The sequence below is a fragment of the Enterobacter sp. 296B2 genome (assembly GCF_034106185.1).
GTDB classification, from domain to species: Bacteria; Pseudomonadota; Gammaproteobacteria; order Enterobacterales; family Enterobacteriaceae; genus Enterobacter; species Enterobacter cloacae_N.
In genome coordinates, this window is the sequence record NZ_JAWNCA010000006.1 from 173,357 (window position 1) to 188,158 (window position 14,802).

Annotated in this window: 15 protein-coding genes, 1 tRNA gene and 1 rRNA gene; 10 read left to right on the plus strand and 7 right to left on the minus strand. The window is 55.6% G+C overall.

All coding sequences use genetic code 11. The features are described from left to right. Positions 1 to 19 precede the first annotated feature (19 nt). Positions 20 to 373 (minus strand): DUF4156 domain-containing protein, encoded by a 354-nt coding sequence (locus URZ40_RS07085; RefSeq protein ID WP_014882205.1) that lies wholly within the window; start codon positions 371 to 373, stop codon positions 20 to 22. Positions 374 to 607: 234 nt separating this feature from the next. Here URZ40_RS07085 and URZ40_RS07090 point away from each other — a divergent pair, with 234 nt between their 5' ends. The 3 genes from URZ40_RS07090 to iadA are packed head-to-tail and all read left to right on the plus strand — an operon-like array spanning position 608 to position 2,888. Beyond that, positions 608 to 1,273 carry a nucleoside recognition domain-containing protein gene (locus tag URZ40_RS07090; protein WP_116344020.1) on the plus strand — a complete coding sequence of 222 codons (666 nt, stop codon included), beginning with the start codon at positions 608 to 610 and terminating at the stop codon, positions 1,271 to 1,273. Beyond that, positions 1,254 to 1,715, plus strand: a complete 462-nt coding sequence (locus tag URZ40_RS07095) for a YjiG family protein (RefSeq protein ID WP_028015231.1) — start codon at positions 1,254 to 1,256, stop codon at positions 1,713 to 1,715. Before URZ40_RS07090 ends, URZ40_RS07095 begins: the two co-directional genes overlap by 20 nt. Positions 1,716 to 1,724: 9 nt before the next feature. Beyond that, positions 1,725 to 2,888 (plus strand): beta-aspartyl-peptidase, encoded by a 1,164-nt coding sequence (iadA, locus tag URZ40_RS07100; RefSeq protein WP_316379820.1) that lies wholly within the window; start codon positions 1,725 to 1,727, stop codon positions 2,886 to 2,888. 64 nt (positions 2,889 to 2,952) lie between these two features. Here iadA and groL read toward each other — a convergent pair whose 3' ends face one another. Beyond that, positions 2,953 to 4,596: a chaperonin GroEL gene (gene groL / locus URZ40_RS07105; protein ID WP_023310114.1), complete on the minus strand. Its 1,644-nt coding sequence runs from the start codon at positions 4,594 to 4,596 to the stop codon at positions 2,953 to 2,955. A 31-nt stretch (positions 4,597 to 4,627) separates the two neighbouring features. Further along, on the minus strand, positions 4,628 to 4,921 hold the full coding sequence (locus URZ40_RS07110) for a co-chaperone GroES (RefSeq protein WP_003855929.1): 294 nt from the start codon (positions 4,919 to 4,921) through the stop codon (positions 4,628 to 4,630). A 178-nt stretch (positions 4,922 to 5,099) separates the two neighbouring features. Between URZ40_RS07110 and yjeH the strand changes: the two genes are divergently transcribed. Further along, positions 5,100 to 6,329 carry an L-methionine/branched-chain amino acid transporter gene (gene yjeH / locus URZ40_RS07115; protein WP_116344022.1) on the plus strand — a complete coding sequence of 410 codons (1,230 nt, stop codon included), beginning with the start codon at positions 5,100 to 5,102 and terminating at the stop codon, positions 6,327 to 6,329. Between the two features lie 43 nt (positions 6,330 to 6,372). Here yjeH and URZ40_RS07120 read toward each other — a convergent pair whose 3' ends face one another. Then, positions 6,373 to 6,837 carry an FxsA family protein gene (locus URZ40_RS07120; protein WP_192984689.1) on the minus strand — a complete coding sequence of 155 codons (465 nt, stop codon included), beginning with the start codon at positions 6,835 to 6,837 and terminating at the stop codon, positions 6,373 to 6,375. A gap of 335 nt (positions 6,838 to 7,172) precedes the next feature. On the opposite strand from URZ40_RS07120, the gene aspA reads away from it, so the two are divergent. The 5 genes from aspA to URZ40_RS07145 all read left to right on the plus strand — a co-directional run bounded on the left by aspA (position 7,173) and on the right by URZ40_RS07145 (position 12,768). Then, positions 7,173 to 8,609, plus strand: a complete 1,437-nt coding sequence (gene aspA, locus URZ40_RS07125) for an aspartate ammonia-lyase (RefSeq protein ID WP_003855923.1) — start codon at positions 7,173 to 7,175, stop codon at positions 8,607 to 8,609. A gap of 116 nt (positions 8,610 to 8,725) precedes the next feature. Continuing rightward, positions 8,726 to 10,027, plus strand: coding sequence for an anaerobic C4-dicarboxylate transporter (locus URZ40_RS07130; RefSeq protein ID WP_008502949.1), 1,302 nt, complete (start codon positions 8,726 to 8,728; stop codon positions 10,025 to 10,027). Between the two features lie 113 nt (positions 10,028 to 10,140). Beyond that, positions 10,141 to 10,464 carry a divalent cation tolerance protein CutA gene (gene cutA / locus URZ40_RS07135; RefSeq protein ID WP_320720143.1) on the plus strand — a complete coding sequence of 108 codons (324 nt, stop codon included), beginning with the start codon at positions 10,141 to 10,143 and terminating at the stop codon, positions 10,462 to 10,464. Further along, the gene (locus URZ40_RS07140; protein ID WP_320720146.1) at positions 10,440 to 12,143 is read left to right on the plus strand and encodes a protein-disulfide reductase DsbD; all 1,704 of its coding nucleotides are present in this window, start codon (positions 10,440 to 10,442) and stop codon (positions 12,141 to 12,143) included. Before cutA ends, URZ40_RS07140 begins: the two co-directional genes overlap by 25 nt. A 49-nt stretch (positions 12,144 to 12,192) precedes the next feature. Then, positions 12,193 to 12,768: a transcriptional regulator gene (locus URZ40_RS07145; protein ID WP_320720148.1), complete on the plus strand. Its 576-nt coding sequence runs from the start codon at positions 12,193 to 12,195 to the stop codon at positions 12,766 to 12,768. On the opposite strand, the gene URZ40_RS07150 is transcribed toward URZ40_RS07145, so the two are convergent. Together URZ40_RS07150 and URZ40_RS07155 are read right to left on the minus strand one after the other, a co-directional pair. Next, on the minus strand, positions 12,765 to 13,355 hold the full coding sequence (locus URZ40_RS07150) for a LysE family translocator (RefSeq protein ID WP_320720149.1): 591 nt from the start codon (positions 13,353 to 13,355) through the stop codon (positions 12,765 to 12,767). The genes URZ40_RS07145 and URZ40_RS07150 overlap by 4 nt on opposite strands. A 37-nt stretch (positions 13,356 to 13,392) precedes the next feature. After that, positions 13,393 to 14,238 (minus strand): AraC family transcriptional regulator, encoded by an 846-nt coding sequence (locus tag URZ40_RS07155; protein ID WP_116344027.1) that lies wholly within the window; start codon positions 14,236 to 14,238, stop codon positions 13,393 to 13,395. Positions 14,239 to 14,406: 168 nt separating this feature from the next. Between URZ40_RS07155 and URZ40_RS07160 the strand changes: the two genes are divergently transcribed. After that, positions 14,407 to 14,482, plus strand: a tRNA-Phe gene (locus tag URZ40_RS07160). Positions 14,483 to 14,701: 219 nt separating this feature from the next. Here the strand turns inward: URZ40_RS07160 and rrf are convergent. Further along, positions 14,702 to 14,802, minus strand: a 5S ribosomal RNA gene (gene rrf / locus URZ40_RS07165); the annotation flags it as partial.

A 14,802-nucleotide genomic window follows, 5' to 3' on the forward strand; every position in this document is an offset into this window, starting at 1 on the left:
GCGCCATCAGCAAGTAAACTCAGTTCGGGCACTTATAAACCTGGCCGCTCATCTGGCTGGCCGTCGGCACGAAGCTGGAAAGCATTCCTTGCGTCGGGCTGCTCACGCCGTAAATCACGTTCCCCCCCATAGCTGCAGCCTGGTTACGCAGGGCATTCGCCGCGCCGCGCATAGAGCCGCCTTCTTCACCGTGCTGACCCGACATCCAGTTACTTTGTTCACCGGTGGCCGTGCCTAACAGCTGGCATTCGCTGCCTGGCTTATCTTCCACAAAGCGAACGCCCTGGCCCGCTGCCGACAGTTCATTGCTGGAGCTACAACCCGCCAGCAGCAATGCTGCTCCTACGATCCCTGCACAGACTTTTACGCGCATGTTATTCCTCGTTTTCAATAAGCTGGACAGTAATTGTCCGTGTGTAAATCTTATACCTAAAAGATGACTAAAAGAAAAATCCCCGCGCATTTCTGCGAGCCAGATTCCGTACGCTACTCCTCCGATATCATAAATGAATTCTGATAATGCCCTTTGGGATATCGTGTTTTAGCCCCCGATCGTTTTTAGTGTTGCGACGTACAACTTTTGTACGCGATTAAAACAGGGGGTTTCATGAGTGCATCATCCTCAGGAGAGGAAAAGGTAACATGGGTGGGCTATCTGGCGTTTGTGCTCACCATCGTATTTTTCTCAGGCTTTTTCGCCAAAAGTACCGAATGGTGGCGCGTGCTGGATTTTACTGTCTTAAACGGCAGCTTTGGTCCGGTGAACGGCGCACTAACATTTCGCGGCGAGGGCGGTACGGGGGCGAAAGACGGTTTCTTATTTGCCCTTGAACTGGCGCCTTCGGTCATTTTATCGCTCGGGATCATTGCCGTCACCGAGGGGTTGGGCGGGCTGCGTGCTGCACAACAGCTGATGACGCCCATTTTGCGCCCACTGCTTGGCGTACCGGGCATCTGCTCTCTGGCCCTCATCGCCAACCTGCAAAATACCGATGCCGCAGCAGGGATGACCAAAGAGTTGACCGACGAAGGGGCAATTACCGATCGCGAGCGCGCCATTTTCGCCACCTTCCAGACCAGCGGTAGCGCCATCATTACCAACTATTTTTCTTCCGGTGCCGCACTTTTTACCTTCATTACCGTCCCGGTGATTACACCGCTTGCCGTCATACTGGTGTTTAAATTTGTTGGCGCGAACTTCCTGCGCCTGTGGATCGCCCACATGGAAGATCGTTGTATTCAGGAGGAAAAAAATGATCGCCCAGCCGCGTAAAAATATCATGGACATGTTTATTGATGGCGCCCGCCGAGGCTTTACCATCGCCACCACCAGCCTGCTGCCTAACGTGGTTATGGCGTTTGTCATCATTCAGGCGCTCAAGGTGACCGGCCTGCTGGATATTGTTGGCAATATTTGCGAGCCGATCATGGCGCTGTGGGGGCTTCCGGGCGCGGCGGCAACGGTCCTTCTGGCCTCAGTGATGAGTATGGGCGGCGGCGTGGGGGTCTGCGCCAGCCTGGTGGCTGCCGGCACGCTCAACGGCCACGATGCCACCGTCCTGCTTCCCGCCATCTATCTGATGGGCAATCCGGTACAAAACACGGGCCGCTGCCTGGGTACCGCAGGGGTGAACCCCAAATATTACCCGCACATCATTACTGTCTGCGTCATTAACGCCCTGCTCTCAATGTGGGTAATGCAGCTACTCTTCTGAGGAGATAAAATGGATTTTTCAGTGCTGGAACCCCATCTTTTCCGCAATGTGCACCTTTACGCGCCGGAGGATCGGGGACGTTGCGATCTGCTGGTCGCCGGGGGAAAAATCGTCGCGATTGAAAAAACGGATCGCGCAACAACGCAGCTTAACTGTCCTGAAAGCGATCTCGCCGGGGCGGTGGTTTGCCCGGGCTTTATCGATCAGCACGTGCACCTGATCGGCGGCGGCGGTGAAGCTGGCCCGCACACCCGGACGCCGGAGGTGCGGTTATCCGCGCTTGTGGCGGCGGGCATCACCTCCGTTGTTGGACTGCTGGGTACCGACGGCGTAACCCGCCATCCCGAATCCCTGCTGGCAAAAACGCGGGCGCTTGAGCACGAAGGGATCAGCGCGTGGATGCTGACAGGCGCGTACGGGCTGCCTTCTCCGACGATTACCGGCAGTGTCGAAAAGGATGTGGCACTGATTGATAAAATCATCGGCGTGAAATGCGCGATTTCCGACCATCGCTCCTCCGCACCGACGGATGACCAGCTCGCGAATATGGCCGCCCAGTCGCGCGTCGGCGGGCTGCTGGGTGCCAAAGCGGGCATATCCGTGTTTCACCTCGGCAACAGCCCGAAGCTGCTGGAGCCGCTGTATAACATCCTCGATAACGCCGACATTCCCCGCACGAAGCTGCTGCCAACCCACGTTAACCGCGACCAGACGCTGTTCCTCGCCGCGCTGAACTATGCCCGCGAAGGGGGTTATATCGACATTACCACCAGCATCCGAGAACCCATTGATGCCGCCACCGCCATCGTGACGGCCCGTGAAGCGCAGGTGCCGTTTAACCGGCTTACGCTCAGCTCGGACGGTAACGGCAGCCAGCCGATTTTTGATGCAAACGGCAATCTGGTGGGCATTGGCGTAGCGGGCTTCGAGTCCCTGCCCGAAACCCTACAGCAGCTGGTCAGCCGGTATCACCTGCCGCTGGAGGAGGCGCTTCTGCCGTTTACGCGTAACGTGGCGGAGTTTCTCGGGCTGGAGCATAAGGGGCGGATCGCGCCCGGATGCGATGCCGATTTCCTGGTGCTGACGGATGACCTGAAGATCCGCGAGGTCTGGGCGAAAGGCCGCCAGATGGTGCGCGAAGGCGTAGCGTGCGTGAAAGGAACATTTGAGTAGCGGCAATAAAAAACCCCGGGCATTTCTGCCCGGGGTTCGTTCTGAGAGGTTCAGAACAACATGATTACATCATGCCGCCCATTCCACCCATGCCGCCCATACCAGCAGCACCTAAGTCAGGCGCGTCGCCTTTTGGCAGGTCGGTCACCATGCACTCGGTAGTGATCATCAGGCCAGCTACAGATGCCGCGTACTGCAGAGCAGAACGGGTCACTTTAGTTGGGTCCAGGATACCGAAGTCGATCATGTTGCCGTATTCTTCAGTTGCAGCGTTGTAACCGTAGTTACCTTCGCCCGCTTTCACGTTGTTTGCAACCACAGACGGCTCTTCACCGGCGTTGGACACGATCTGACGCAGAGGGGCTTCCATTGCGCGCAGCGCAACTTTGATACCCACGTTCTGATCTTCGTTCTGTGCGGTCAGGCCAGCCAGTTTAGCAGCTACACGCACCAGCGCGACACCACCACCAGCAACTACGCCTTCTTCTACCGCAGCACGGGTCGCGTGCAGGGCATCGTCAACGCGTGCTTTCTTCTCTTTCATTTCAACTTCGGTCGCCGCACCGACTTTGATTACCGCAACGCCGCCAGCCAGTTTCGCTACGCGCTCCTGCAGTTTTTCACGGTCGTAATCGGAAGTGGCTTCTTCGATCTGCTTACGGATCTGACCAACCCGGCCCTGAATAGCAGCTTCTTCACCCACACCGTCGATAATGGTGGTGGTGTCTTTGTTGATCACAACGCGTTTTGCCTGGCCCAGGTCTTCCAGGGTCGCTTTTTCCAGCTCCATACCGATCTCTTCAGAGATCACGGTACCGCCGGTCAGGGTAGCGATATCCTGCAGCATCGCTTTACGGCGATCGCCGAAGCCAGGTGCTTTAACCGCAGCCACCTTCACGATGCCGCGCATGGTGTTAACCACCAGAGTCGCCAGCGCTTCGCCTTCAACATCTTCAGCGATGATAACCAGCGGCTTGCCTGCTTTCGCAACGGCTTCCAGCACTGGCAGCATTTCGCGGATGTTGGAGATTTTCTTGTCAGCCAGCAGGATGAACGGGCTTTCCAGCTCAACAGCGCCAGTTTCCGGCTTGTTGATGAAGTATGGGGACAGGTAACCGCGGTCGAACTGCATACCTTCAACCACGTCCAGTTCGTCTTCCAGACCGGTACCGTCTTCTACGGTGATCACGCCTTCTTTACCGACTTTATCCATCGCTTCAGCGATCAATTTACCTACGGTTTCGTCGGAGTTAGCGGAGATGGTACCAACCTGTGCAATGGCTTTAGAGTCAGAGCAAGGTACGGACAGCGCTTTCAGTTCTTCAACAGCGGATGCGACAGCTTTGTCGATACCACGTTTCAGATCCATTGGGTTCATGCCCGCAGCAACGGCTTTCAGACCTTCGGTGATGATTGCCTGCGCCAGAACGGTCGCGGTGGTGGTACCGTCACCCGCAGCGTCGTTCGCTTTGGAGGCAACTTCTTTCACCATCTGCGCGCCCATGTTTTCGAACTTGTCTTCCAGCTCGATTTCACGTGCTACAGAAACACCATCTTTAGTGATGGTTGGCGCGCCGAAGGATTTATCCAGCACTACGTTACGGCCTTTCGGGCCCAGGGTCACTTTAACTGCATCTGCCAGTACGTTTACGCCGCGGAGCATTTTTACACGAGCGTCGTTACCGAATTTTACGTCTTTAGCTGCCATGTTCTTATTTCCTCAAATTCTCGTGCGTAAATTACGCTTCAACAATTGCCAGAATGTCGCTCTCGGACATGATCAACACTTCTTCATTGTCGATCTTCTCGGATTTCACGCCGTAGCCATCGTTGAAAATTACGATGTCACCAACTTTAACGTCCAGCGGCTGCACAGTTCCGTTTTCCAGGATGCGGCCCTTACCGACAGCGATGATTTCGCCACGCGTTGATTTGGCTGCTGCAGAACCGGTCAGAACGATGCCGCCAGCAGACTTGGTTTCAACTTCTTTACGTTTGACGATCACACGATCATGTAACGGACGAATACTCATTGATAGCTCTCCTTTGAGAAAGTCATTATCAGTTATGGATGACGCCGGCCCGCATGCGGTTTTCCGACTAGTGCCCTGAGAGATGGGGATAGCTTTTTACCCCTTCAAGGGGAAATCGAAAAAAAATTTGCGAAAGTGTTACCATCCACTCTCTTTTGATGGCGGCAGGACAGGGTAAATGAGTGGACTCAGGCAGGAGCTGGGGCTGGCGCAGGGCGTTGGCCTGCTTTCAACCTCCTTGTTAGGGACGGGCGTGTTTGCTGTACCGGCACTGGCGGCGCTGGTCGCCGGAAATAATAGCCTTTGGGCATGGCCGGTGCTGATCCTGCTGGTGTTCCCGGTGGCGATTGTGTTTGCCATCCTTGGACGACATTTCCCCAGCGCGGGCGGCGTGGCGCATTTTGTCGGCATGGCGTTTGGTCCGCGTATGGAGCGCGTGACCGGCTGGCTGTTCTTGTCGGTCATACCCGTTGGCCTTCCGGCAGCCCTGCATATCGCCACCGGCTTTGGGCAGGCGCTGTTTGGCTGGCACGACGAACAGCTGCTGCTGGCTGAACTGGGAACGCTGGCGATTGTCTGGTGGGTGGGCTCGCGCGGGGCCAGTTCAAGCGCGAATCTGCAAACGCTGGTTGCCGTGTTGATCGTCGCGCTGATCGTCGCCATCTGGTTTGCGGGTGACATTACCGTGGCGGATATCCCTTTCCCTGCGATAAACGATATCGACCATTCTCAGCTTTTCGCTGCGTTATCCGTCATGTTCTGGTGTTTCGTTGGTCTTGAAGCGTTCGCGCACCTGGCCTCCGAGTTTAAACAGCCCGAGCGTGATTTTCCCCGCGCCCTGATGATTGGCCTGCTGCTGGCGGGCACCGTATATTGGGCCTGTACCGTGCTGGTGCTGCACTTCAACGCGTTCGGCGAAGATAAAGCCGCTGCCGCATCGCTACCGGGTATCGTGGTTGAACTGTTCGGTGTGAAGGCGCTATGGGTGGCCTGCGTGATTGGCTATCTCGCCTGCTTCGCCAGCCTCAATATTTATATCCAGAGCTTCGCCCGTCTGGTGTGGTCGCAGGCACTCTACAAACCGGAGAGCCGTCTTGCACGTTTGTCTAAACGTCGACTCCCGGTTAATGCGCTGAATGCCGTGCTGGGCTGCTGTGTGCTGAGCTCGCTGTGCATTTATATTCTCGACATCAACCTTGATGCGCTGATCGTCTACGCCAACGGCATTTTCATCATGATCTACCTGCTGTGCATGCTGGCGGGTTGTCGTCTGCTGAAAGGGCGCTATAAGGCACTGGCGGTTTTCGGGGGTGTGCTTTGCCTGCTGCTGCTGGCGATGGTGGGATGGAAGAGTGTGTACGCCATCGTCATGCTGGCGGGGCTGTGGGCGTTTTTACCGAAGCGGTAAAATCTGCAGGCCCGGTAAGCGACGCGTCACCGGGCCAAAAAAATCAACGATCGTCTTTATGATCTAAACGATCGCGCTGGTCATCCTTACGCTGATACTCCCCTTCGAAAGTATCGCCTGGCCCTGTACTGAACCCGCCGCCCGGCATGCGGCTAAAGCGCAGATGCGGCAGCAGCTTCATGGTCAGGTGCTTCTGAACCGGCGGCAACAGCAACAGCAGGCCGAGGAAGTCGGTGAAGAACCCCGGCAGGATCAGCAGCAGGCCCGCAATAATCAGCGACACGCTTTTGATCATCTCTTCTGCCGGGCTTTCGCCTGCGGCCATCTTCTGCTGCATTATCAGGAAATTTTTGAAACCCTGGTTACGCACCAGTGACATACCAATCACCGAGGTGAAAATCACCAGAATCAGCGTCAGCAGGACGCCCAGCACGTGGGCAACCTGGATAAAAATTGAAATCTCAATGTAAACATAGAGAAAGAAGGCAATAAACGGTATCCAGCGCACTGGCATCTCCTGTTGGGCAGGTGCCGTCGGGCCCCTGTCTTAATGTGTTCGCGACGCGCGTTTGTATGAGATGGTGACGGTTAGCGAAAATTCAATCGGTTTGCACGGATATTTTTTTTGGAAATATTAAAGCGGTGACCCATTTCACAGATTAATAATTATCATGGAATCGGCTCGATAATAAGTGATCCAGCTTACGGCAATTCGCTATCATCAGCATATGATCTCGAACATCTGGCTGATTGAGGGAATAATCGTCGGCCAGAAAATATTCAAAACCACATAAATACTGTGTGTTTAGTACAATCCATCGGCAGCTTGAAAAGAAGGTTCACATGTTAAACAACATTCGTATCGAAGAAGACTTGTTGGGTACCAGGGAAGTTCCAGCGGATGCCTACTATGGTGTTCACACTCTGAGAGCGATTGAAAACTTCTACATCAGCAACAGCAAAATCAGCGACATCCCTGAGTTTGTCCGTGGCATGGTGATGGTGAAGAAAGCCGCAGCGCTAGCGAACAAAGAGCTGCAAACCATTCCTAAAAGCGCGGCAAATGCGATTATCGCTGCCTGCGATGAAGTGCTGAACAACGGCAAATGTATGGACCAGTTCCCGGTTGACGTCTATCAGGGCGGCGCGGGTACCTCCGTCAACATGAATACGAACGAAGTACTGGCAAACATTGGCCTGGAGCTGATGGGTCACCAGAAAGGTGAATACCAGTACCTGAACCCGAACGACCACGTTAACAAATGCCAGTCCACCAACGACGCCTACCCTACCGGCTTCCGTATCGCGGTGTATGCCTCTGTAGTGAAACTGGTAGATGCTATCAACCAACTGGGTGATGGCTTCCAGCGTAAAGCGGTTGAGTTCCAGGACATCCTGAAAATGGGTCGCACCCAGCTGCAGGACGCGGTGCCAATGACGCTGGGCCAGGAGTTCCACGCGTTTAACGTGCTGCTGAACGAAGAAACTAAAAACCTGCTGCGCACCTCCGAGCTGCTGCTGGAAGTGAACCTGGGCGCAACCGCCATCGGTACGCGTCTGAACACCCCGGATGGCTATCAGCAGCTGGCGGTTCAGAAGCTGGCGGAAGTGTCTAACCTGCCGGTTGTGCCTGCGGAAGACCTGATTGAAGCCACCTCCGACTGCGGTGCCTACGTGATGGTACACAGCGCCCTGAAACGTCTGGCGGTGAAACTGTCCAAAATCTGTAACGACCTGCGCCTGCTCTCTTCCGGTCCGCGCGCTGGCCTGAACGAAATAAACCTGCCAGAACTGCAGGCCGGTTCATCCATCATGCCAGCTAAGGTGAACCCGGTTGTGCCAGAAGTGGTGAACCAGGTGTGCTTCAAAGTCATCGGTAACGATACGACCGTGACCATGGCCTCTGAAGCGGGTCAGTTGCAGCTGAACGTGATGGAGCCGGTAATTGGCCAGGCGATGTTTGAATCTATTCACATCCTGACCAACGCCTGCTACAACCTGCTGGAAAAATGCATTAACGGCATCACGGCGAATAAAGAAGTCTGCGAAGGCTATGTCTATAACTCCATCGGGATCGTCACTTACCTCAACCCGTTCATCGGCCACCACAACGGCGACATCGTTGGTAAGATTTGTGCCGAAACCGGTAAGAGCGTTCGTGAAGTCGTGCTGGAGCGCGGGCTGTTGACCGAAGCTGAGCTGGACGATATCTTCTCGGCCCAGAACCTGATGCACCCGGCATATAAAGCGAAACGATATACCGATGAAAGCGAACAGTAACAGTTCAGGCTAGGCTTCCGAAAGGCACGTCACAAGTGACGTGCCTTTTTTCTTTTTAGGCGTTACCTAAATACAACAATTCAATATCAACTTGTTAATAAGCAAGGCAGGTCTTTATGTTTGGAGCAGAACTCGTCATCGTCCTGTTGGCGATTTATTTGGGCGCGCGGCTCGGGGGTATCGGCATTGGTTTTGCCGGCGGCCTCGGGGTGCTCGTGCTTACCCTTATCTTTCAGATTAAACCCGGCGCAATCCCTTTTGACGTTATTGAAATCATCATGGCGGTTATTGCTGCTATTGCGGCCATGCAGGTCGCAGGCGGTATGGACTACCTGGTGAGCCTGGCGGAGCGCATGCTGCGCCGCCATCCGAAATATATAACCTTCCTCGCCCCGCTGGTGACCTGGTTTATGACCATTCTCGCGGGAACCGGCCACACGGCATTTTCCACGCTGCCGGTGATTACTGAAGTGGCAAAAGAGCAGGGTATTCGCCCGTCTCGTCCGCTCTCTATTGCTGTAGTGGCGTCTCAGATTGCCATTACCGCATCGCCAATCTCTGCCGCCGTAGTCTTCTTCGCGGGTATCCTTGAGCCAATGGGCGTGAGCTACCTGACGCTGCTGGCGATCTGTATTCCGGTTACGCTGATTGCGGTGATGATTACCGCCGTGCTGTGTAACTTCCTCGGCGCCGAGCTGAAAGACGATCCGGTTTACCAGGAGCGTCTGGCAAAAGGTGAAGTGAGCCTGCGCGGTAGCCAGGTCTTCGAACTGAAGCCGCACGCGAAACGCTCCGTGCTGCTGTTCCTGATCGGTATTGTCGCCGTGATGTTCTACGCGACCGCCATCAGCGACACCGTGGGGCTGATTCAGAACCCGGTGCTGCCGCGTAACGAAGCGATTGTGGTGTTCATGCTGACCATTGCGACGCTGATTAGCATCACCTGTAAAATCGACACCAGCGAAGTGCTGAACGCCAGTACCTTTAAATCCGGCATGAGCGCCTGCGTGTGCGTACTGGGCGTGGCGTGGCTCGGTGACACCTTCGTGAAAGCGCATATTAGCGATATCCAGACCGTGGCGGGTGACCTGCTGCACAACTACCCGTGGCTGCTGGCAGTGGTACTGTTCTTTGCCGCGACGCTGCTTTACTCCCAGGCCGCCACCACCAAAGCGTTGATGCCTGCTGCACTGATGTTAGGCGTCACACCGCTGACGGCGATTGCCTCTTTTGCCGCCGTTTCTGCGCTGTTCGTTCTGCCAACCTACCCAACCCTGCTGGCGGCGGTTGAGATGGACGATACCGGCTCAACCCGCATCGGTAAGTACGTGTTTAACCACGCGTTCCTGATCCCGGGTGTCGTGGCGATTACGCTTTGCGTCGTCCTTGGCTTTATCATCGGCGGCATTGTGCTGTAAACGGTTAGCCGTTGTAAAAATAGTTAAAATCGGGCCGCTCTGCGGCCCGTTTCATTAATGACCAATCGCCTTGCGTGATATAGTGAAGACTTTCGTGATGAGGAAGTCGACTTGTGAACACGCCTGATGCTGTTGTTGTACTGTGTACCGCCCCTGATGAAGCCTCTGCCCAGGATCTCGCCGCCAAAGTGCTGGCCGAAAAACTGGCAGCCTGCGTAACGCTGCTGCCCGGCGCGATCTCCCTCTATTACTGGGAAGGCAAGCTGGAGCAGGAGTATGAAGTCCAGATGTTACTTAAAACCAATCTGGCGAATCAGCAGGCGCTCCTTGACTGCCTCAAGTCTCATCATCCTTACCAAACCCCGGAGCTGCTGGTGTTGCCAGTGGTCCACGGCGATAACGACTATCTCTCATGGCTCAACGCTTCTTTACGCTGATCCTGCTGCTGTGCAGCACGTCAGTATTTGCCGGGTTGTTTGACGCACCCAGCCGTTCAAACTTTATTCCTGCCGACCAGGCGTTTGTTTTCGATTTTCAGCAGAACCAGCACGATCTCAATCTGACCTGGCAGGTGAAAGAGGGCTACTATCTCTACCGCAAGCAGGTCAGCATCACGCCTGCAAAGGCTAGCGTCGGCGCGTTGCAGATGCCCGCTGGCGAGTGGCACGAGGACGAGTTCTACGGTAAAAGTGAAATCTATCGCCAGCGCCTGAGCGTGCCCGTTACGGTGAACCAGGCAGATAAAGACGCCACGCTGACGGTGACGTATCAGGGCTGTGCCGATGCGGGCTTCTGCTACCCACCAGAAACGAAGGTCGTTCCGCTTAGTGAAGTTAAAGCGGCTGCCTCCCCTCTCCCCTCAGGGGAGAGGGCCAGGATGAGGGGTGAAGGCGAAGCTGCTTCCGACCTTCCTTTCTCAGCGCTTTGGGCCTTACTGATTGGCATCGGCATTGCCTTTACCCCGTGTGTGCTGCCGATGTATCCGCTTATCTCCGGGATTGTGCTGGGCGGCAAACAGCGTCTTTCTACCGCCCGCGCCCTGCTGCTGGCGTTTATCTACGTGCAGGGTATGGCGCTCACCTACACGGCGCTCGGGCTCGTGGTCGCCGCGGCCGGGCTACAGTTCCAGGCGGCGCTCCAGCACCCTTACGTGCTTATCGGCCTGTCCGTCGTATTTATCCTGCTGGCGCTGTCGATGTTTGGCCTGTTCACGCTGCAGCTGCCCTCTTCGCTGCAAACCCGCTTAACGCTGATGAGCAATCGCCAGCAGGGCGGCTCTGCGGGCGGCGTATTCGCAATGGGTGCCATCGCCGGGTTGATTTGCTCCCCCTGCACCACCGCGCCGCTCAGCGCCATCCTGCTGTACATTGCCCAGAGCGGCAACATGTGGCTCGGCGGCGGTACGCTGTATCTCTATGCGCTCGGTATGGGCCTGCCGCTGATTCTGGTGACGGTATTTGGCAACCGCCTGCTGCCGAAGAGCGGCCCGTGGATGGAGACGGTGAAAACCGCGTTTGGCTTTGTCATTCTGGCGCTCCCGGTGTTCCTGCTGGAGCGTATTATTGGTGACACGTGGGGTCTGCGCCTGTGGGCCATGCTCGGCGTGGCGTTCTTCTCATGGGCGTTTATCGTCAGCCTGGGGGCCAAAAAAGCGTGGATGCGTCTGGTGCAAATTCTCCTGCTCGCCGCCGCGTTGGTGAGTGTGCGTCCGCTTCAGGACTGGGCGTTCGGCTCGCCGGTGGGACAGACGCAGGCACATTTAAACTTTATACACGTTAAGAACGTCGATGAGCTCAACAGCGCGCTGGCGCAGGCAAAAGGCAAACCGGTGATGCTCGATCTCTATGCCGACTGGTGTGTCGCCTGCAAAGAGTTTGAAAAATACACCTTTAGCGATCCTCAGGTGCAAAACGCCCTGAAAGATACGGTGTTGCTCCAGGCAAACGTCACGGCCAACAATGCGCAGGATAAGGCCCTGCTTAAACACCTTACCGTGCTCGGGCTGCCGACCATTCTGTTCTTTAATGAACAAGGGGAAGAGCAGCCAGAACAGCGTGTAACCGGGTTTATGGATGCAACGGCATTCAGCGCGCATTTGCGCAATCGCCAACCGTAAACAACACTTTAGACGGGACTTACCGTTGGGAATAGCGGAGGAGACAACCGTGCAACGCGAAGACGTACTGGGACAAGCCCTGCAACTACTTGAGATTCAAGGGATCGCCTGCACCACGCTTGAGATGGTAGCCGACCGTATCGATTACCCTCTGGATGAGCTAAAGCGCTTCTGGCCGGATAAAGAGGCGCTGCTTTATGATGCCCTACGCTATCTTAGCCAGCAGGTGGATATCTGGCGCAGGCAGCTAATGTTAAATGAAGAGCTGACGGCTGAGCAAAAGCTGCTGGCACGCTACACCGCCCTGACAGAATGCGTCAGCAACAATCGTTATCCGGGCTGCCTGTTTATTGCTGCCTGTACGTTTTACCCCGATCCTGGCCATCCAATACACCAGCTGGCGGATCAGCAAAAACGTGCGGCGCATGACTTCACCCATGAACTGCTGACAACGCTTGAAGTGGATGACCCGGCAATGGTCGCTAAGCAGATGGAGCTCGTACTGGAGGGCTGTTTGAGCCGCATGCTGGTGAACCGTAGCCAGGCAGATGTGGATACGGCGCACCGTCTGGCGGAAGACATTCTGCGCTTTGCCCAGTGTCGTATGGGTGGGGCGTTGACCTAGACCAGCATGCCCGCCCAGGCAGAGATGAGAAGACATAGCGCCATCAGGCGCTGAAACCGCACCATCGCCACGGTGGTGCGAAACACCCGGCTTACTGCCTTCCCCAGCCACGCCCAGCACATCAAACACATCACAGAAATCAGTAAGAACCATAGCGCCATCAGCGCAATATCTCTTAACGGGTGAATGCTCACGGGGGCAAAAAGACTCACTACCGCCAGCGCCATCATCCACGTTTTCGGATTCACCAGCTGCAGCAGCGCTGCGGCTTGCGCCGTGAAACGATGAGGCGCCTTCTCAGCAATATTCGCCGCAGGTGCGCGATACAGCTGCCAGCTCATCCAGGTGAGCCACAGTACGCCTGCCCAGCTCATTGCCTGGCGTATCAGAGGAAACTGGCGCAACACCTCCCCGGCGCCGGCACCCGATATCAGCACAATCAGACTCGCCGTAATACATCCCCCCAAAATGGCGGGAATGGTATTTTTCACACCAAAGTACTGGCTGTTAGTGAGAACGAGGATATTCGTCGGACCGGGCGTTATCGACGCGACAAAGGCAAACAGCAGATAAGGCATCAGGCTCACAGGGGGCTCCTTTTTTCTTAGAGCCATCACTGTGCCGTTATTTTCTGGAAACGTCTGGAAGGTTTGTGCACAACCGGCGGTAGTGGGCGGGGGAAATGCGGTATGCGCGCTGGAACCAGCGTCCCAGATGGCTCTGGTCTGCAAAGCCGAGCGCTGTAGCGACATTAACAGGCTGCTCGCCGTGCGCCAGCAGCTGTCGCGCCTTTGCCAGACGCAGCTGAATAAGCCAGGCGTGCGGCGCCAGGTTGAACTCACGCTTAAAACAGCGCGTCAGCGTAAAGCGATCCGTGCCCGTCTCGCGCGCAAGGTCTGACAGCCCCACGTTCTCGCCGATATGCGCATAAAGATAGTCACGTGCGCGGTGCGCCACGGCAGCGCTCTGTAGCTGCGACGGGAGTTTCTTACGCCAGTGGCAATGGGAGGTGATCTGAGAGAGCAGTTTATCCATTGTGCTTTGCTGCACAATTTTCATCTCATCGCTATGCAGCGCGTTAAACGTCTCGCCGATAGAACGGACCAGCTGAGGTTCTCGCGTTAGCGTTTGAGCAAAGTGAAGCGAGTAGCGGTCTGGCGTTGCTTCATATAATCCCCGGAGGGTGCGCGTCAGCCATTGCTCGTCAAGATAGAAGGTCAGATAGGTAAAGCCCCCTTCCACAGGCGCGTCGCCGTCGTGAATTTCACCCGGCTCCAGTAAGAACGCATCACCCGGATGGCTGCGGTGACGTTCGCGACGACAGTGGAACTGCTGGGTGCCTGAAAGGGTAATCCCCACCAGATAGCTATCGTGCCAGTGGGGATCGAAGGCATGGCCTTCGAAGTGCGCTTTAATCGTTTCAATACCGGTATCCGCATGCTGACGGAGCTCAAGCCAGTCTTTTGCCATACTGCCCTCCTGTTGTTATCAGCATTGCCTCACAGGCTGGTATTGTCTGGAAGATTTGTGCATTTTCACGGCGAAAACGAACAGATTGCCGCAAACTTAAGCAGTTGAACAGCTTTTCCTGAAATAATGTTGACGATAAGGCGCGATTGCGGTTTAATGCGCTCCGTTGCCCGGATAGCTCAGTCGGTAGAGCAGGGGATTGAAAATCCCCGTGTCCTTGGTTCGATTCCGAGTCCGGGCACCACTATTTAAAGAACCCAGCCTATGGCTGGGTTTTTGCTTTTCTGCGTTTATAAATCCCTTCTTTATATTCTTGCTTCTCTTTGCCGTGGGATCGTGCGACCTGCGTTGCCGGATGGCGGCTTTGCCTTATCCGGCCTACCAAGCCGCAGCGCTACTGGTTTTTTCTACGCACAAAACAAAAAACCCCGCACCTTACGGTACGGGGTTCTTCTTAATTGATGCCTGGCAGTTCCCTACTCTCACATGGGGAGACCCCACACTACCATCGGCGCTACGGCGTTTCACTTCTGAGTTCGGCATGGGGTCAGGTGGGACCACCGC